15 protein-coding genes are annotated in these 17,422 nt (G+C 69.5%); 8 read left to right on the top strand and 7 right to left on the bottom strand.

Translation table 11 applies throughout. The annotated features are described in order from the left end of the window. Positions 1-245: 245 nt before the first annotated feature. On the bottom strand, positions 246-1,403 hold the full coding sequence (locus ACWIBS_RS01820) for an AI-2E family transporter (protein ID WP_376127979.1): 1,158 nt from the start codon (positions 1,401-1,403) through the stop codon (positions 246-248). Between the two features lie 322 nt (positions 1,404-1,725). Here ACWIBS_RS01820 and ACWIBS_RS01815 point away from each other — a divergent pair, with 322 nt between their 5' ends. Both ACWIBS_RS01815 and pntB read left to right on the top strand, forming a co-directional pair. After that, the gene (locus ACWIBS_RS01815) at positions 1,726-3,261 is read left to right on the top strand and encodes a Re/Si-specific NAD(P)(+) transhydrogenase subunit alpha (protein WP_376127977.1); all 1,536 of its coding nucleotides are present in this window, start codon (positions 1,726-1,728) and stop codon (positions 3,259-3,261) included. Next, complete coding sequence (gene pntB, locus ACWIBS_RS01810) at positions 3,258-4,652, top strand: Re/Si-specific NAD(P)(+) transhydrogenase subunit beta (RefSeq protein ID WP_376127976.1); 1,395 nt, start codon at positions 3,258-3,260, stop codon at positions 4,650-4,652. The genes ACWIBS_RS01815 and pntB overlap by 4 nt, the downstream gene beginning before the upstream one ends. 89 nt (positions 4,653-4,741) lie before the next feature. Here the strand turns inward: pntB and ACWIBS_RS01805 are convergent, their stop codons facing one another. From ACWIBS_RS01805 to ACWIBS_RS01795, 3 genes are all read right to left on the bottom strand, one after another. Then, on the bottom strand, positions 4,742-5,098 hold the full coding sequence (locus ACWIBS_RS01805; RefSeq protein WP_376127974.1) for a histone-like nucleoid-structuring protein Lsr2: 357 nt from the start codon (positions 5,096-5,098) through the stop codon (positions 4,742-4,744). Between the two features lie 125 nt (positions 5,099-5,223). Then, positions 5,224-6,084, bottom strand: a complete 861-nt coding sequence (locus ACWIBS_RS01800; protein ID WP_376127972.1) for a LuxR C-terminal-related transcriptional regulator — start codon at positions 6,082-6,084, stop codon at positions 5,224-5,226. A 141-nt stretch (positions 6,085-6,225) separates the two neighbouring features. Further along, a complete protein-coding gene (locus ACWIBS_RS01795) occupies positions 6,226-6,774 on the bottom strand; it encodes a methylated-DNA--[protein]-cysteine S-methyltransferase (protein WP_376127971.1) in 549 nt (182 codons plus the stop codon). Positions 6,775-6,935: 161 nt separating this feature from the next. Between ACWIBS_RS01795 and ACWIBS_RS01790 the strand changes: the two genes are divergently transcribed. After that, positions 6,936-10,658: an AAA family ATPase gene (locus ACWIBS_RS01790; protein ID WP_376127969.1), complete on the top strand. Its 3,723-nt coding sequence runs from the start codon at positions 6,936-6,938 to the stop codon at positions 10,656-10,658. Next, positions 10,648-10,833 (top strand): hypothetical protein, encoded by a 186-nt coding sequence (locus ACWIBS_RS01785; protein ID WP_454136348.1) that lies wholly within the window; start codon positions 10,648-10,650, stop codon positions 10,831-10,833. Before ACWIBS_RS01790 ends, ACWIBS_RS01785 begins: the two co-directional genes overlap by 11 nt. 462 nt (positions 10,834-11,295) lie before the next feature. Here ACWIBS_RS01785 and mscL read toward each other — a convergent pair whose 3' ends face one another. Genes mscL through ACWIBS_RS01770 form a run of 3 tightly spaced genes read right to left on the bottom strand, consistent with a single transcriptional unit; the run spans position 11,296 to position 12,693 of the window. Next, positions 11,296-11,745 carry a large conductance mechanosensitive channel protein MscL gene (gene mscL / locus ACWIBS_RS01780; protein ID WP_376131409.1) on the bottom strand — a complete coding sequence of 150 codons (450 nt, stop codon included), beginning with the start codon at positions 11,743-11,745 and terminating at the stop codon, positions 11,296-11,298. Positions 11,746-11,778: 33 nt separating this feature from the next. Then, positions 11,779-12,075, bottom strand: a complete 297-nt coding sequence (locus ACWIBS_RS01775) for an FmdB family zinc ribbon protein (RefSeq protein WP_376131406.1) — start codon at positions 12,073-12,075, stop codon at positions 11,779-11,781. 21 nt (positions 12,076-12,096) lie between these two features. After that, entirely contained in the window at positions 12,097-12,693 is a 597-nt protein-coding gene (locus ACWIBS_RS01770) for a 5-formyltetrahydrofolate cyclo-ligase (RefSeq protein ID WP_376131404.1), read from the bottom strand. A gap of 238 nt (positions 12,694-12,931) precedes the next feature. Between ACWIBS_RS01770 and ACWIBS_RS01765 the strand changes: the two genes are divergently transcribed. The 4 genes from ACWIBS_RS01765 (at position 12,932) to galU (ending at position 17,413) form a co-directional block, all read left to right on the top strand. Next, positions 12,932-14,014: an NAD/NADP-dependent octopine/nopaline dehydrogenase family protein gene (locus ACWIBS_RS01765; RefSeq protein ID WP_376131402.1), complete on the top strand. Its 1,083-nt coding sequence runs from the start codon at positions 12,932-12,934 to the stop codon at positions 14,012-14,014. Positions 14,015-14,018: 4 nt separating this feature from the next. After that, positions 14,019-15,173, top strand: coding sequence for a YkvI family membrane protein (locus tag ACWIBS_RS01760; RefSeq protein WP_376131399.1), 1,155 nt, complete (start codon positions 14,019-14,021; stop codon positions 15,171-15,173). A 76-nt stretch (positions 15,174-15,249) separates the two neighbouring features. Next, positions 15,250-16,485 carry a helix-turn-helix domain-containing protein gene (locus ACWIBS_RS01755; protein WP_376131396.1) on the top strand — a complete coding sequence of 412 codons (1,236 nt, stop codon included), beginning with the start codon at positions 15,250-15,252 and terminating at the stop codon, positions 16,483-16,485. 40 nt (positions 16,486-16,525) lie between these two features. Then, a complete protein-coding gene (galU, locus tag ACWIBS_RS01750; protein WP_376131393.1) occupies positions 16,526-17,413 on the top strand; it encodes a UTP--glucose-1-phosphate uridylyltransferase GalU in 888 nt (295 codons plus the stop codon). Positions 17,414-17,422: the final 9 nt, after the last annotated feature.

The raw sequence follows: 17,422 nt of genomic DNA, 5'->3' as shown, positions 1-17,422 counted from the left end.
CGGTCGGGGCCGTCCCACACCTGCACGACGCCCCAGACGGCCGCGGCGATCGGCACGGCGAGCACGGCCCCCACGATGCCGCCCAGCGCGGTGCCGCATCCGTTCGGTTGCCTCATTTTGCTGGCCGAGCGGTGCTCTTTGAGCACTTTGAGGCAAATGAACTCGGGGGTGGCTGGTTCAGTTGCCTCACTTTGCTGCGCGTGGTCAGCGCGCAGCGCAGTTCGAGGCAAATGAACCAAGCGAGGTCAGGCTTGCAACGGATGCTTCGGGCGAGCCCAGCGCGCCGGAAGGTCGGGGCCGTCCCACACCTGCACGACGCCCCAGACGGCCGCGGCGATCGGCACGGCGAGCACGGCCCCCACGATGCCGCCCAGCGCGGTGCCGACGGTCAAGGCGACCAAGATCACGAAGGCGTGCAGCTTCATCGACCGGCCCATGAGCACCGGCTGCAGGAAGTTGCCCTCGAGCTGGTTCACGAGCACGACGACACCGACGACGAAGAGGGCGTTCACCCAGTCGTTCGCGACGAGGGCGACGAGGGCCGCGAGGATGCCGGCGAGCGTCGCTCCGACGATCGGAATGAACGCGAGCAGGAACACCAGCACGGCCAGCGGGATCGCCAGCGGCACCTGCAGGATGAGCAGACCGATCAGGATGCCGATGGCATCGACGGCCGCGACGGTCGCTGTTCCTCGCACGTAAGACCCGAGCACCGACACCGTCTTGTCGCCGATGCGACGGGCGCGGGCGTAGTTGGCGCCGCGGAAGGGGCGCAGCAGGAACTCCCACATGCGCGGACCGTCCTTCAGGAAGAAGAACAGGATCACGACCATCAGAACCAGGCCCGTGACGAAGCTCGCGACGGCGCCGATGCCGGCGATCGCGCCCGATCCGAACTGCGCGCTCGTGACGAAGTCGCCGAGAGCGGCGAGCCACTCGTCGATCTGGTCGGCCGAGAGGAAATCGAACGGCAAGGTGTTGATCCAGGCGAGCAGGCTCTGGACGCCGTCTTCCGCTTGCGCGTATAGCTCGTCCCACTGGTCGCGTACGGCCCAGACGATGAGCCAGCCGAGGAGCGTCAGGATCACGACGATCGCCAGCAGGGTCAGCACCGTCGCGAGCAGCGGAGGGAAGCCGTGTCGCCGCATGAGCCGCATGACGGGCGAGAACGCCGACGCGAGGATGAGCGCGATCACGAGGGGGATGGTCACGAGCGTCAGCGTCTGGATGACGAAGATGATGCCGGCGGCGACCGCGACGACCAGGATCACCTGCAGCGCCCGGATCGCGAGCTTGCCGAAGCCGTCGGCCCACAGGCTCCACGTCTGGCGTGTGGCCTCGAGCTCGATCGATGCATCCTCGAGGCGGATGGTTCGTGGTTCTCTGCGGAAGAACAGTCCCATACCGAGACGGTACGCGCTGAAGGCTCGGCACGGAAACACTCCGCCCAGATGAGGCTTGGGGTTGCGCGGGTCGACGCTCTGCTCTAGGCCGTGTCAGATCGGGACTCCGCCGGCTCAGACCGGGAGATCTTGTGAGGACAGGCGGATCTGCGGCAGGATGCCCCGTCCCAGCCGGAACTCCTGATCTCGCGGTGCGTCCCGCCGGCGCCGCGAGAATGTTACGTCCTTTCGAGGCGTCGATGTGCGTTCTGGTCATGATGACCATTAGAGTCTGGAAATGTGCTGCCTTTCCGGCGTGCACACGTGAGCGAAGGAGCTGTGCATGTCTCGTATCGGCATAGTCGCTGAGCGTCCGGGGGAAACCCGGGTCGCCGCGACGCCGGCGACGGTGGTGAAGCTGCGCCAATTGGGTTACGACGTTTCGGTCGAATCGGGGGCGGGTACCGCGTCGTCGTTCCCGGATTCCGCGTTCGCCGAGGCGGGCGCCGACATCGTCGACACGGCGGCGGCGTGGGCCGCGCCCATCGTCTTGAAGGTCGACGCGCCGACCGATGAGGAGATCGGTCATCTCTCTGACGGCGCGACGATCGTGGGTCTGCTGAGTCCCGCACTCCGGCCGGAACTGCGGGCTGCGCTCGCGGTGCGCGGGATCACGGCGATCGCGATGGACGCCGTGCCGCGCATCTCGCGGGCCCAGCCGATGGACGTGCTGTCCTCGATGGCGAACATCGCCGGCTACCGGGCCGTCGTCGAGGCGGCGAACGAGTTCGGCCGGTTCTTCACGGGTCAGGTGACGGCGGCGGGCAAGGTGCCCCCGGCCAAGGTGCTTGTGGCCGGGGCCGGTGTCGCGGGGTTGGCGGCCGTGGGCGCGGCATCCAGTCTCGGTGCGATCGTGCGCGCGACCGACCCGCGTCCCGAGGTCGCCGACCAGGTCAAGTCGATCGGAGGCGAGTACCTCAAGGTCGAGGTCGCGGTGGAGCAGTCCACCGACGGCTATGCGAAAGCGACGAGCGAGGCGTACGACCGGCGTGCGGCGGAGATGTACTCCGAGCAGGCGGCCGATGTCGACATCATCATCACGACGGCGCAGATCCCGGGGCGCGCCGCGCCGCGTCTGATCACGGCGGCCGATGTCGCGACGATGAAGCCCGGCTCGGTCATCGTCGACATGGCAGCCTCGTCGGGCGGCAACGTCGAGGGCTCGGTCGCGGGGGAGCGGGTCGTCACCGCCAACGGCGTGATCATCCTCGGATACACCGACCTCGCGGGTCGGCTCGCCGCTCAGGCGTCGCAGCTGTACGGCACGAACCTCGTGAACCTGCTGACGCTGCTCACTCCGGGCAAGGACGGTCAGCTCACGCTGGATTTCGAGGACATCGTGCAGCGCTCGGTGACCGTCGTGCGCGACGGTGTCGAGACGTGGCCGCCGCCGCCGGTGCAGGTCTCCGCCGCGCCGCCGGCCGCGAAGCCCGCCGCCGTGGTCGCGCCCGTGGCGGGACCCGCGCGCAAGGCCCCGAAGATCATCGGGTTCGCCGCCGCGGCTGTGCTGCTGTTCCTCGCCGCCGCTTTCGCGCCGCAGCCGCTGCCGCAGCACCTGACGGTGTTCGCCCTCGCGGTCGTGGTCGGCTTCTATGTGATCGGCAAGGTCGCGCACGCGCTGCACACCCCGCTCATGAGCGTCACGAACGCGATCTCGGGCATCATCATCGTCGGCGCCATGCTGCAGCTGACCACGGATGACCTGGTCGTGCAGATCCTCGCCGGCGTGGGCGTGCTGGTGGCCAGCATCAACATCTTCGGCGGGTTCGCCGTGACCAGACGCATGCTGCGCATGTTCTCGAAGGGGGACGCCCGATGAACCCGGAAGCGATCGCCACCGCCGCGTATCTCGTCGCGGCGCTGCTGTTCATCCTGAGCCTCGCGGGGCTGTCCAAGCACGAGACGTCCCGCGCGGGAGTGTCCTACGGCATCGTCGGCATGACCATCGCGCTCGTCGCGACGATCTGGCTGATGTCGCAGTCGCCCAGCGACGGGATGATGACGGGCCTCATCATCATGCTCATCGCGATCGTCATCGGCGCCGCGATCGGCCTGTGGCGGGCACGCGTGGTCGAGATGACCGGCATGCCCGAGCTCATCGCGCTGCTGCACTCGTTCGTCGGTGCCGCCGCCGTGCTCGTCGGCTGGAACGGCGCACTGTATGACGGGGGCCTCACCGGGGCGCTGCGCGACATCCACCACGCCGAGGTCTTCATCGGCGTGTTCATCGGTGGCATCACCTTCACCGGGTCGATCGTCGCGTTCCTGAAGCTGTCGGGCCGCATCTCGTCGAAGCCGCTCGTGCTGCCGGGCAAGAACATCCTCAACCTCGGCGCTCTCGTCGTCTTCGCCGGGCTGACCGTCTGGTACGTCATCTCGCCCGAGATGTGGATGCTCGTCGTCGTCACGATCCTCGCCCTCGCTCTGGGCTGGCACCTGGTCGCCTCGATCGGCGGCGGCGACATGCCCGTGGTCGTGTCGATGCTCAACAGCTACTCGGGCTGGGCGGCGGCCGCGGCGGGCTTCCTGCTCAACAACGACCTGCTCATCGTCACCGGTGCGCTCGTCGGATCCTCGGGTGCCTACCTCAGCTACATCATGTGCAAGGCGATGAACCGGTCGTTCTTCTCGGTCATCGCCGGCGGTTTCGGTATCGAGGCGCCCAGCTCGGGCGACGAGGACCACGGTGAGCACCGCGAGATCGACGCGGCGTCGGTCGCGGACATGCTCGCGGGGGCGTCGTCGGTGGTCATCGTGCCCGGCTACGGCATGGCCGTCGCGCAGGCGCAGTACCCCGTCGCCGACCTCGCGCATCGCCTGCGCGAACGCGGTGTCGACGTGAAGTTCGGCATCCACCCCGTCGCGGGACGCCTGCCCGGGCACATGAACGTGCTCCTGGCCGAAGCGAAGGTGCCGTACGACATCGTCCTCGAGATGGACGAGATCAACGACGACCTCGCGCGCACCGACGTCGTGCTCGTGATCGGCGCGAACGACACCGTCAACCCCGCCGCCGCCGAGGATCCGGGTTCACCGATCGCGGGCATGCCCGTCGTGCGCGCGTGGGAGGCCGAGAACGTCATCGTGTTCAAGCGATCGATGGCGTCGGGTTATGCCGGCGTGCAGAACCCGCTGTTCTTCCGCGAGAACGCGCAGATGCTCTTCGGTGATGCGAAGGACCGCGTGGAGGACATCCTCCGCGACTTCTGACCGTGCCGGGGTGTCGACAACTCCGGACAAAAGTGACTCCCGACGGCTTCACGCCGTCGGGAGTCGCTGTTTCCGGAGTTGTCGATGGGTCAGTGGGCCGCCTCGTAGGCCTCGATGACCGATGCCGGAACTCGGCCACGATCCGAGATCCGGAATCCGTTGTCTTTCGCCCAGGCGCGGATGCCGCTGTAATCGCTCTGCCCCGAGCGGCGGCGCGTGCGGGTGGCGTTGCCGCCCGTGGTCGTCGTGCCCCGCGAAGCGGAGATGCGGCGGCCGGCCGCCACGAAACGCTCGAGGGAATCGCGCAGGGACCGTGCGTTCTCGGCGCTCACGTCGATCTCATACGCGACGCCGTCGAGCGAGAAGAGTACCGTTTCACCTTCACCCACTTCGAGGACGGTGCCGTCCAGATCGTCGACGAGTTGATGCACAATTCTGCGAGCCATGGAAGCACAATACGCCTATATCGCTCCCGTGACTATTCGATTATTTCGACACCACAATTCAGGTGATAGTCATTCCCTCGATCCGCAGAACGAAATGCGCATTTCTGATGCGCGGCATCTGCTGCTCAAGGAAGAATTCCCGCGCGTCGCGCCTTCACGACCGCGGCGTGCCGACTCGAGACATCGAGTTTCGCCATCGCCGATTGCAGATACGACTTGACGGTGACTTCTTTGAGGCCGAGGATGACGGCGATCTCGGCATTGCGCGAACCCACCGCGGCGCACGCGAGAACGTCGGTCTCACGGCGCGAGAGTCGCACGTCCGGTTCAGCCGGGGTGTCCGCGGTCTCGGCCGACAGGGCGGCCAGGCGCCGCTCGACGTGCTCGAGCCGATCGCGCAGCGCCGAGTCGCTCACCGACGACGCGATCGTGCGCAGCTCGACATAGCTCTGCCGCAGCTCTTCTCTCGCCGAGACGCTCAGCGACCCCGCCGGCGTCGGAGGCATGGCCGCGGCGAGGCGGCGCTCGACCTCGTCGCGTACGCGCAGCTCGGTGGCGAGGTCGCTCGCGATGTCGAATGCGGGACCGGTGACGACATCGCCCACGGGGGACTCGGACCACGACCCGCAATACAGCACGCCGCGGGCGCGACCGCCGACGAGCACGGGGACCGCGAAGAGCGTCGCGATCCCCTCACCGAGCACAGCCCGGTCGTAGTCGTGCGTGATGACGCGCGACGACCGGTAGTCCAGGGCGAGCCGCGGGCGCCGCTCGACGAGGGCGCGACCGCCGAGACCTCGACCCGCCTGCACGACGAGGCCCTCGAGGTGGCGCGTGCGCGCTCCCGCGATCGCGGAGATGTGCACGGCGCCGTCGCGCTCGAAACCACCGAACGCGACCGGGAACCGGGTGCGCCGGGTCAATTGGTCGACGGCGCGTGCGACGAGCTGCGCATCGACCTCGAGGGTCGTCGGAGCTGCTCCCACCGCCTACCTGCTTCCGGGTGCGGCGACGCCGCCGCTTTCGTAGCGACGACGATACCACCGGGCCGATGCCGCCTCCCGGCCCCGAACCCGAACCCGCCCACATCCTGCACCCCCGAGAGGCGCAGCCGGGGCGCGAACGGCCTACACGCTCGCGCCCCGGCTGCCGGTGCGGCCGGCGAGTGCCGCGTGCTCCATGTCGATGAGGTACCTCTTGAGGGCGGGGTGGCGCCCGTACTGACCGAGCGAACCGTCGGCGCGCACGACGCGGTGCGCGGGCACGACGATCGAGAACGGCGTCGTCGCGCACGCCGTTCCGACCGCGCGCGCGGCCCCGGGGCGCCCGGCCATGATGGCGACTTCTCCGTAGCTGGCCGTCTCGCCGTAGGGGACCTCGCAGGCCGCCTCGAGCGCGTCGCGCCGGAATCCGCGCACGAGCCGCCACTCGAGGTCGACGGTGAACTGGCGGCGCTCGCCCGCGAAGTACTCGTCGAGCTGCGCGGCGGCCGTCACCGCGGCATCCGTCGTCTCGGGCTCGGGAACCGCGCCCAGTCGTCGCGACAGCTGCTCGAGCTCGACGCCGAGAGGCGCGTCGAAGGGCGCGAGCGACACGATGCGCTCGCCCTCGGCCACGATGAGGATGTCGCCGACGGGAGAGGGATGGACGAGGAAGCGCGGCGTCGGAGCGGTCATGGGGACCATCCTGACGCGCCCGAGCGTGCCGCGGCGCGGGAAGCGACGAGCGGGGGAATGCGGATCGTCGATGCACGATGGGGAGGAACGGGTGCTCCTAATACCGTGAAACCCGGCGCGGATGCAAGCACCGCGGGCAGGGGGCACCTAATGTGGCTGTCGTGTGGCGATCGAATGGCAACACCGTGATCGGTGACGAGGACTCGGAGGGCGCGACGGTGACTCCGGCAGACCTCGGGCTGTCCGATCCCGGCGTCGAGGTGGCGCACATCGCCGACCCCGAACGCGAGCGACTGCGCCGCGAAGCCGCCCAGCTCGGCGGACGCTCCACGCTGCTGCACTACACGGACCGGGACGACGCCGGCATCGAGATCACGCAGGCCCACCCGAGCAGCCTCCCGCAGTTCCTGACCGGCCGGTCGACGCTGCTGTCCAACCTCTTCCGCGACGAGGTCGCGCTGCGCAATGCGCGCCTGGCCGCCGAGCGCATCACCGCCAAGAGCGTCGAGCTGCGCACGACCCGCGGGCTCGACACCGTGCACCTCGCCGTCGGTCTCGCATCGTGGCGCATCGCCGGCCTCGTCTGCACCGCCCCCGTGCTGCTGCGTCCCCTCGCGATCCGGCGCCACCAGGCGGACTTCGAGGTCAAGCTGCACGGCCCCATCACGCTGAACCCCGAGCTCGCCCGCGCCCTGCGCACGCACTTCGGCATCGAGATCGACGCCACCGCGCTCGCCGCGCTCGCCTACGACGAGGGCGTCTTCAAGCCGCAGCCGGTCATCGACCACCTGCGCGCCATCACGCGCGACATCGCCTCGTTCACGGTGCATCCGCGGCTCGTCGTGTCGAGCTTCGGCGACGTGGGCGCGGCGATGGCGACGGATGCTGCGAACCTCGACCACCCCGTACTGAATGCGCTCGCCGGTCACCCGGGCGATCGCGAGCGGCTCGCGACGCGCGTCACCGTGCCGACGCGGACGAACCCCGATGAGCGACCCCCGGCATCCGACACGCTGCTGCTCGATGCCGACGCCGAGCAGGAGCGCGTGCTCGAGAAGATCGCGGCGGGGCAGTCGCTCGTCGTGCACACGCTGCCCGGCACGGGCGGCACGCAGACCGTCATCAACGCCGTCGGCCAGCTCGTGAAAGACGGCAAGCGCGTGCTCGTCGTGAGCGCTCGCCGCTCGACGCTCGAGGGCGTGCGTCACCGCCTCAGCGGCGTCGGGCTGCCCGGGCTCGCCGTGTCGCCGCGGCACGTGCAGCGCGACCTCATCCGCGCGATCGGCCGCAACGAGAAGGCCGAGCCGCCCAAGGTGTCCGACATCGACGACGCGCTCGTGCGGCTGCGCGGCGTGCTGCGCGACTATCGCGGCGCCGTCACGTCGCAGCATCCGACTCTTTCGGTGTCGGTCCTCGACATCCTGCGCACCCTCGCCGAGCTCACGGCGCGCGAACCCGCGCCGGCGACGACGGCGCGCTTCGACATCGGAGCCCTGCAGCGGCTCGCTCCCGTGCGCGCCGAGGCCGCCGCGAAGCTCGCCGCCGCCGCGCGGCTGGGCGAATTCCGCTTCGGACCCGACGACTCGCCCTGGTACGGCGTCTCGTTCGAGACGACCGAGGAAGCCCGCAACGCCCACGGGCTCGCGTCGCGCCTGCACCGGCAGGACCTGCCCGCACTGCTCGAGCGCGGCTACGAGCTCATCGCGCAGACGCGCATGCGCCCCTTCCGCACGATCGCCGAGCTCGGCGTCTATCTGCGACTGCTGCAGGGGATCCGCGATTCGCTCGACCGGTTCAGCCTGACGGTGTTCGAGCGTCCGCTGGGCGAACTGATCCAGGCGCACGGGCCGCGGCGCGACGCCCCCACCATGACGGGGGCGAACCGGCGACGCCTGCGCCGGCTGTCGAAGGAGTACATCCGTCCGGGCGTGCACATCGCGGACATGCACGAGGCGCTCCTGCGCATCCAGCAGCAGCGCACCGAGTGGCAGCGGCTCGTCGAAGCGGGCGTCGCGCCCGAAGTGCCGCTGGGCCTCGGCGACGTGCAGGTCGCATGGCAGCGCGTCGACGCCGAACTGGCCGAGCTCGATCGCACGCTGGGCCGCTCCGAAGCGGACCGCCTGGCGACCCTGCCCGTCGCCGAGCTCGTGCGCACCGTCGCCGGCCTGGCCGCCGAGTCCGACGTCTTCGACAACCTCGTCGAGCGCGCGACGCTGCGCACCGAGCTGTCGCAGCTCGGTCTCGAGCCGCTCCTGTCCGAACTGTCGGTGCGCCACGTGCCCGAAGACCTCGTCGGACCCGAGCTCGAGTACGCGTGGTGGCAGTCGGCGCTCGAGCACCTGCTGCGCAACGACCGCGGCCTGCTCGGGGCGAACACGGCCGTCGTCGACCGGCTGGAGCGCGACTTCCGGCTCGTCGACGAAGCGCATGCCGCGGCATCCGGTCCGCTGCTGGCCGCGCAGCTCGCGACGCAGTGGCGCATCGGGATCGTCGATGAAGCCGGCGAGGCGACGGCGCTCAAGCGTCTGCTGAAGGACGGCAAGGCGACCCCGTCGCAGCTCTTCGCGGCCGCTCCGACCCTGCTGCGCACCCTCGCGCCCGTCTGGCTCTCGTCGCCCTACGACGTGCCCTCGATCCCCGACGCGTTCGGCTTCGACGTCGTCATCATCGCGGATGCCGGTGCGCTCTGCGTCGCCGAAGCGGCACCGGCGCTGCGCCGCGCACGGCAGGTCGTCGTGTTCGGCGACCCCGTGACGCAGAAGCCCACGCCGTTCGGCGTCGCCGCGGTCGTCGGGCCGCCCGCCGACGACGAACCCGAGGTTCCCTTCGACGACACGAGCCTGTTCGAGCGCTTCGCCGACATCGTGCCCGTCGAGACCCTCACCCGCAGCTACCGCGCCGGCGGAGAAGACCTCGCCGAGCTCGTCAACGCAGCGTTCTACGGCGGCGAGATCGTGTCGTACCCGTGGGCCGGGTCGTATCTCGGTCGCGGCAGCTTGAGCGTCGACTACGTCGAAGGCGGCACGGGCGCGCCCGATCCCGTGAGCGGCGCCGTCGAGAGCCCCGACGCCGAGGTCGCGCGCGTCGTCACCCTCGTCGTCGAGCACGCCGTCAACCGCGGCAGCGAGTCGCTCATGGTCGTGACCGCCAGCGCCAAGCACGCCGAGCGGGTGCGCGCCGCGGTCGAACGGGCCTTCGCGGGACGCTCCGACGTCGCCGACTTCGTCTCGCGCGACACCGCCGAGCCGTTCGCCGTGCTGACCCTCGAGGAATCGGTGGCCGAGAGCCGCGACCGCGTCGTCTTCTCGCTCGGGTTCGGGCTCACCAAGCACGGCCGCGTGCTCAGCGACTTCGGCGACCTGTCGACCCCCGACGGCGAGCGCCTGCTCACGGTCGGCATGACCCGCGCGCGCCGCTCGATGGTGATCGTGTCGTCGATCCGGCCCTCGTCCTTCGACGACGGACGGCTCGAGCACGGCGCCGCGACGCTGATGGGGATCCTCGGGGGGATCGCCGCGCGCTCGCGCGACGCCCGCCTCGAAGACCTCGCCGACCCGCTCACCCTCGCGCTCGCCCGCGAGCTGCGCAGCCTCGGGGTCGCCGTCGACGTGCACTACCGCGGCACGCTGCCGCTCGTCGCGCAGTTCAAGGGCAAGGCGGTCGTCGCCGAGAGCGACCCCGAGACGATCGGCGAGTCGCTGCGCGAAGCGCTGCGCCTGCGACCCCAGATCCTGCGGCGCCTGGGCTGGCACTACGTGCGCGTGCACTCGTTCGACCTGTACAGCGACCCGCGCGCCGTCGCGACCCGCATCGCCGAACTGCTCGGCGTGGGGCCCGAAGCGCCGCGGGCAGAGCAGCAGACGCAGCCCATCGATGTCGACTGACGACGACCGGCAGAAGCTCGTGCGGGTGCCCGGTTCTCGCCGGGTGAGGCTCACGCCCGTCGCCGGGGCCACGGACGAACCCCTGGCGGAGGACGAACCGGATGCCGCGGCATCCGGTTCGTCGTCAGGCCCGAACGACGAGCGCATGCGCCAGGACGTCCCCCCGCACTACTGACGCGACGCGTGGCCGCGCGGGGGCGCGCGGGGGCGCGCGGCGGCGCGGCGGCGCGGCGGCGTGGCGGCGTGGCGGCGTGGCGGCGCGGCTCCGGCTTCGCCGTGCGTTGACTTGCGCCTTGTGCGGGGGACACGCCGGGTGCGGCGCGCATTAGCCGCAAGTCGACGATGGGTGGGGCGCGCTGCGGCGGGGCGGCAGGGCACCGGGGCACCGCTCGCGTGCGTTGACTTGCGGCTTGTGCGGGGGACACGCCGGGCGCGGCGCGCATTAGCCGCAAGTCGACGATGGGTGGGGCGCGCTGCGGCGGGGCGCCGGGGCACCGCCCGCGTGCGTTGACTTGCGGCTTGTGCGGGGGACACGCCGGGGGCGACGCGCATTAGGCGCAAGTCGACAGAGCGGGCGCGACCTCAACGCGGGCGCGACCTCAACGCAGGCGCGCCCTCGACGGGCGCGCCCGCGGGGTCAGGGACGCGGGGCGTCGCCGGCGGGAGGGGTCGACGAGACCTGGACGCCGGTCTGGCGCTCGAGAAGGTCGCGGATCTGGATGAGGAGCTCGGTCTCGGTGGGCGCGGGCGGCTCTTCGACCACGCCGGCCTTGGCCGCCTGGATCTCTTTCCACTTGTTCATCGGGAAGACGAACACGAAGTAGACGACGATCGCGACCGCGAGGAAGCTGATGAGCGCATTGATCAGGCCGCCGACCGGGAACGTGACCGTGCCGCCGTAGAGGTCGGGCACGGGGAATCCGATCGCGCCGTCCTCCTGCGGCTTCCAGAAGATCGAGATGAGCGGCGTGATGATGCTGTCGACGATCGCGGTGACGACCGCGGTGAACGCCGCTCCGATGACGACGGCGACGGCAAGGTCGATGACATTGCCCCGCATGATGAAGTCTTTGAAGCCCTTGATCACAGGGTCCCCCTTGGTGTCGCCGACTTCCGCCGGTTATGAACCCGTCGATGCGGGGGAGGATTTCGCCTCCGGCTTCGATGATGCCGAAGACGACGACGCGGTGCCAGAAGACGAGCCGGAGTCACCGGAATTGCCCGACGTGCTTCCGCCGCCGGCCCGCGAGTCGGTGCGGTAGAAACCGGAGCCGTTGAAGGTCACGCCGATCGAGCCGTACTCCTTGCGCAGCGCGCCGCCGCACTCGGGACATTCGGTGAGCGTGGGGTCGGCGAAGGACTGGACGGCGTCGAAGCGGTGGCTGCACTGCTTGCAGGCATAGGCGTAGGTCGGCATGGGCTGCTCTCGGGTGGGATCTCAGCGTCGCTCGGGCGACAGGGTCAGGGTACGGGTGGGCGTCACGATGCCGGAGACGGGCTGGTCCAGCTCGTCGAAGGGAACCTCGTCGAGCACTTCGGAGTCGTACACGACGGCGTAGACGGGAGGACGCCGCTCCATCGAGCCGAGCGTCTTGTCGAAGTATCCGCGGCCCCAGCCCAGCCGCATCCCGTCGCGGGCGACCGCCGCGGCCGGGATGATCATGAGGTCGACGTCGTTGACGGCGATCGGCCCCAGCACTTCGCCGACCGGCTCCGGCATGCCGAACAGCCCCTCGGCGATGTCGCCGTCAGCCGCGGCGACCGACCAGTCGAGCAGGCCATCGGCGCGTGTGATGGGCAGCAGAACCCGGATGCCGCGGGCCACAGCCGCGTCGACGAACTCACGGGTTCCCGGCTCGGTCGTCGTCGACAGGAAGCACGACAGGCTCGTGGCGCCGAGCTCGGCCACGAGGGCGTCGAGCTGTGCGCTGATGCCCTTCGCCGCGGCATCCCGTGCACCGTCCGAGAGCAGTTGGCGGCGCTCGCGCAGGTCGGCGCGCAGAGCGCGCTTCGCGTCGACGAGGTCGGGGGCCATGCCCAGAGTCTAATCGCGGTGTGTCGTGCACCGGCCGGAGCCGCGTGACACCTGGTTCGCAGGTGCATGCTCTGCTCGGTTTGTCGGACGACCCCTCGCGGGACTTCCATCCTTTCCCCGATGGCACGGCGGGTCGAAGTCGGAAGGATGGGCGCGATACCCGAGATCGATCCCGTCGGCGTCCGGCTCGTGCGAGCCCCCGATGGCATACCGAGACTCTTTCAAGGAGGAGAGACCGATGAACAAGCGCGTAGCGGTGCTGGGCGGCGGAAACGGCGCCCACATGATGGCCGCAGACATGAAGCTTCGCGGACACGAGGTCCGCATGTTCGAGATGCCGGAGTTCGCCGGCCGTCTCGAGCAGCTCTTCGCGACCCGAACGGTCAAGGTCACGTCCGTCCTCAACGAGGACGTGCTCCTGGACGTCGTCACCTCTGACATCGACGAGGCCGTGTCGGGAGCCGACTACATCCTCGTCGTGACCCCCGCGTTCGCACACGCCGCATACGCCCAGCTGCTGAAGGGTCGGGTGAACCGCGACCAGATCCTCGTGTCGTTCCCCGGCGCCTTCGCGGCGCTGGAGTTCCGCAAGGCGCTCGAGGGCGAGGACTGCCCCGTCATCGCGGACGCCAACAACCTGCCCTACGACGTGCGGCTGAGCGGACCGGCCTCGGTCGCCCTGCACGGCTACAACGACATCAACATCGCGTTCCTGCCGGCCAGCAAGGGTCCCGAGCTGTTCGATCAGGTGCGCGAGGACCTCTTCCCCTTCACGCGGCTCTACGACGATGTGCTCGAGTGCGGCCTGAGCATCGTCAACCCCACGGTGCACACGGGGCCGTGCCTGCTCAACGTCAGCCACATCGAATCGCCCTCGCGCGAGTTCTTCCTCTACGAGCACGGGGTCACGCCGTCGTCGATGAAGGTCAACGTGCAGCTGGACCGGGAACGCAAGTCCCTGGGCGCGGCGCTGGGCTACCACCTGCGACCGGTCGAGGACTTCAGCGGCCTGCAGGAGGACTACACCTGGCAGGATCTGTACAAGGCTCTGCACGGCGAGATCGCGCTGACGCCGATCTCCGGGCCCAACAGCATCCACAATCGATACCTCACCGAGGACGCCCCCTACGGACTCGTTCCGTGGGTCGCGATCGCCGGCGTGTTCGGAGTCGACATGCCCCTGACCACGTCGATCCTCGCGGTGTACAACGTCATCCACGAGACCGATTGGTTCGCGGACGGGCTCGGCTTGGAAGAGCTGGGCCTGGACGGTATGGATGCCGCGGCGATTCGCCGCTACGTCACGACGTGTGAGAGGTGACCCGGTGAACACCAGAAAGACCTCGCGCCGCGTGCGCGTCGGCACGGTCGTGACCTTCATGGGCGCGATCGTGGCCTACCTGATCGGTTCGGGCTTCGCCACGGGCCAGGAGTCGATGCAGTACTTCTCGTCGTTCGGCGCCGCCGGCGCGACGGGTGCGCTGATCATCACGCTCGCCCAGTACGCGTATTTCACCATCGTCGCGCTGCGCGACGGGCGCAACCTGCGTCTGAAGTCCACGAACGAGATCTTCGAGTACTACTGCGGCAAGTACCTCGGCAAGTTCTTCGGCATCTTCGCGCCGGCCTTCTTCTTCTGCATGTACGCCGTCATGCTCTCGGGAGCCGGTGCGGCACTCGAGCAGCACTTCGGCTGGAACGTGCAGATCGGCATCTTCGCGATGGCGATCGCGACACTGCTCACGGTCATGCTCGGACTCGACGGGCTCGTCTCGATCATGTCGAAGCTCGGCCCGGTCATCGTCGCGCTGGCGATCATCGTCGGCATCGTCGGCATCGTGATGAACCCCGGCGGCATCGCGGATTCGAACGAGACCCTCGCCGACATCGACGTGCTGCAGGCCGCACCGAACTGGGCGATCTCGGGCTTCATCTTCCCGGGCATCGGCCTGCTCATGCTCGTGCCGTTCCTCGCGGGCATCGGCCGCAAGGCGCGCAACGACCGGGAAGCCGCCGTCAGCGGATTCGTCGGCGCGCTGACCTTCGTGATCGCCGTCGCGATCGTCGCCTTCGGCCTGCTCGCCAACATCGGCGAGGTGTACGACCAGCAGATCCCGATGCTGTGGATCGCCGACCAGGTGTTCGCGGGCTCCGGGCTGATCTTCTCGATCGTGCTGTTCGCGGGGATCTACACGACGGCCGTGCCGCTGCTGTGGGTCGCCGTCAACCGCATCGAGAGCAACGACAAGAGCACGCGTGCGCGCATCCTCGCCCTCATCGGCACGGTCGTCGCCGTGCTCCTCGCGCAGGTGCCGTTCGCGAACCTCGTGAACCTGCTCTACCCGATCGCCGGCTACCTGACGCTCATCCTCCTCGTGTGCATCGTCGTGCGGCAGATCCGCAACGCCCGGGCGCGGAAGAAGGGCATCGACGTGTACGACGTGCCCTACGCGCGGTACCCCGTCGACGAGCGCGCGTAGCGGACCACCGACGCCGAGATCAGGGCGCTGCACCCACCGGTGCGGCGCCCTGATCGTCGTTCGTGAGGGACGATGGATGCACCGGTGTCAGGAGGAGGACGGCGTGCAGGGTCGGCTGAAGGACGAAGTCCAGGTTCTCGTGGACCGGCTCGCCGCGAGCACGGCGCAGTCCGTCGCGATCGATGACCCCGACGGCCACATCATCGCGTTCAGCCGGCACTACGGCGACGAGGACGGCTACCGCCTCAAGCTCGTCTTGGAACGCGAAGTGCTCCCGGAGTACCGCGACTTCTTCGCACCGTACGTGCGCGGTCTCGTCGACGGCACGAAGCCGTCGCCCGTGCGGGTTCCCGCCGCCCCCGAGCTCATGGTGGTGGGGCGGATCGGCTACCCGATCCGGGCGAACGATCGCGTCATCGCCATCCTCTGGTTCATCGATCGCGGAGTCGACCTTCCGCACGCTACGATCCAGGACTACTGCGCCCTCTTCGCCGACCTGCTCGCCCAGAGACACCGCCGCGGGATGCCGCCCGCGCTGAGCGCGTCGGGTGAGAGCGTGCGCCGCCTGCTGACCGGCCAGGAGAGCGCGCTCGATGACATCACGTCGTGGCTCACCGACGCGGGGACGGGATTCTTCGTGCTCGCGAGCCTCGACGACCGACGGGCTTCCCCCGCCTCCCGCCGGGTGATCGAGCGGCTGCCCCGCGGGATCGCGAGCGGACGTCTGTCGATCGCGTGCCTGACACGGCTCGACGGCCTCGACGTCGCCGTCTACGGCGGCAGCTACGCCGATCCCGATGAGGCGGAGCGGGATGCTGCCGAGCTGATCGCGCACGCCGGGCGGGCGATACCGCCCGGGCACCGCGGCATCGGGCTCGCGGGCGTCGGCGAGCTTCCCGGCATCCGTCGTCTGTATGTCGAGGCGGCGCTCACGGCCTTTGTGACGCGGCATCTGCACCGGCGGACGCCGGTCAGTCAGGCCGAGACGATGCAGAGCCACCTCGCCGCCCTGTGCACCCCGCTCAGCGTGCGGGAATCGCCGGCCGTCGAAGCGCTCAAGACGCTGCTGCTGGACCGGGACGGGTTCGCGTTCGACACGATCGGCGCGTTCCTGCACTCCGACGGAACCCTGGCCGACGTCGTGGAGCAGCTGCGGATCCACCGGACGACGCTGCACTACCGGACGGCGCAGATCGAAGCGCGCACGGGGCTGGACGTGCAGGTGCCAGCGGAGATGTTCCTCGCCGCGGGCGTGTGGCTGAGAGTCGCGGCGGACCGGTCGAAGCTTGCACACCTGCTCGCGCAGCGGTAGGGGCCGGGACGATGTCGGACGCGCCGGTAGAGTAGCGGGCATGTCGCAGAAGACCTTCAAGGCCGTCATTCCCGCCGCCGGGCTGGGGACGCGTTTCCTCCCCGCCACGAAGGCGATGCCGAAAGAGATGCTGCCCGTCGTCGACAAGCCGGCGATCCAGTACGTCGTCGAAGAGGCCGCCGGTGCCGGCATCGACGACATCCTCGTGATCATCGGGCGCAACAAGAACGCGATCTCGAACCACTTCGACTCGGTGCCCGAGCTCGAGGTCAAGCTCAAGGACAAGGGCGACGACGAGCGCCTGCGCCGCGTGCTCGAGTCGAGCGACCTCGCCGACATCCACTTCGTGCGGCAGGGTGAGCCCAAGGGGCTCGGCCACGCCGTGCTGCGTGCCCGCGCCCACGTGGGCGATGCGCCGTTCGCCGTGCTGCTCGGCGACGACCTCATCGATGAGCGAGACGAGCTGCTGACGCGCATGCTCGCCGAGCACGAGCGCACGGGCGCCGCGATCATCGCGCTCATGGAGGTCGATCCCGACAGCATCCACATGTACGGTGCCGCAGCCGTCGAGCACACCGACGACGACGATGTCGTGCGCGTGACGGGCCTGGTCGAAAAGCCTCCGCGCGAAGATGCGCCCTCGAACCTCGCCGTCATCGGGCGGTACGTGCTCGCTCCGTCGGTGTTCGACATCCTCGAGCGCACCGAGCCGGGCAAGGGCGGCGAGATCCAGCTCACCGACGCGCTGCAGGAGCTCGCGGCCGACCCGGACGGGCCCGGCGTGTACGGGGTCGTGTTCCGCGGTCGCCGGTACGACACCGGGGATAGGCTGGATTACATCAAGGCCATCGTGCAGCTCGCGGCCGACCGCGAGGATCTCGGTCCCGAGCTGCGTCCGTGGATCAAGGACTTCGCGGCGACACTCTGATCGCCGCCG

Source organism: Microbacterium sp. NPDC055442 (assembly GCF_053644215.1).
This window is presented reverse-complemented; position numbering and strand designations above follow the sequence as displayed.

Coding starts and splice junctions, on each gene's coding strand:
- ACWIBS_RS01755 (WP_376131396.1), top strand. CDS start 15,250: ATGCACCGGTGTCAGGAGGAGGACGGCGTGCAGGGTCGGCTGAAGGAC.
- ACWIBS_RS01775 (WP_376131406.1), bottom strand. CDS start 12,075: ATGCCGACCTACGCCTATGCCTGCAAGCAGTGCAGCCACCGCTTCGAC.
- ACWIBS_RS01805 (WP_376127974.1), bottom strand. CDS start 5,098: ATGGCTCGCAGAATTGTGCATCAACTCGTCGACGATCTGGACGGCACC.
- ACWIBS_RS01815 (WP_376127977.1), top strand. CDS start 1,726: ATGTCTCGTATCGGCATAGTCGCTGAGCGTCCGGGGGAAACCCGGGTC.
- ACWIBS_RS01765 (WP_376131402.1), top strand. CDS start 12,932: ATGAACAAGCGCGTAGCGGTGCTGGGCGGCGGAAACGGCGCCCACATG.
- galU (WP_376131393.1), top strand. CDS start 16,526: ATGTCGCAGAAGACCTTCAAGGCCGTCATTCCCGCCGCCGGGCTGGGG.
- ACWIBS_RS01770 (WP_376131404.1), bottom strand. CDS start 12,693: ATGGCCCCCGACCTCGTCGACGCGAAGCGCGCTCTGCGCGCCGACCTG.
- pntB (WP_376127976.1), top strand. CDS start 3,258: ATGAACCCGGAAGCGATCGCCACCGCCGCGTATCTCGTCGCGGCGCTG.
- ACWIBS_RS01785 (WP_454136348.1), top strand. CDS start 10,648: ATGTCGACTGACGACGACCGGCAGAAGCTCGTGCGGGTGCCCGGTTCT.
- ACWIBS_RS01820 (WP_376127979.1), bottom strand. CDS start 1,403: ATGGGACTGTTCTTCCGCAGAGAACCACGAACCATCCGCCTCGAGGAT.
- ACWIBS_RS01795 (WP_376127971.1), bottom strand. CDS start 6,774: ATGACCGCTCCGACGCCGCGCTTCCTCGTCCATCCCTCTCCCGTCGGC.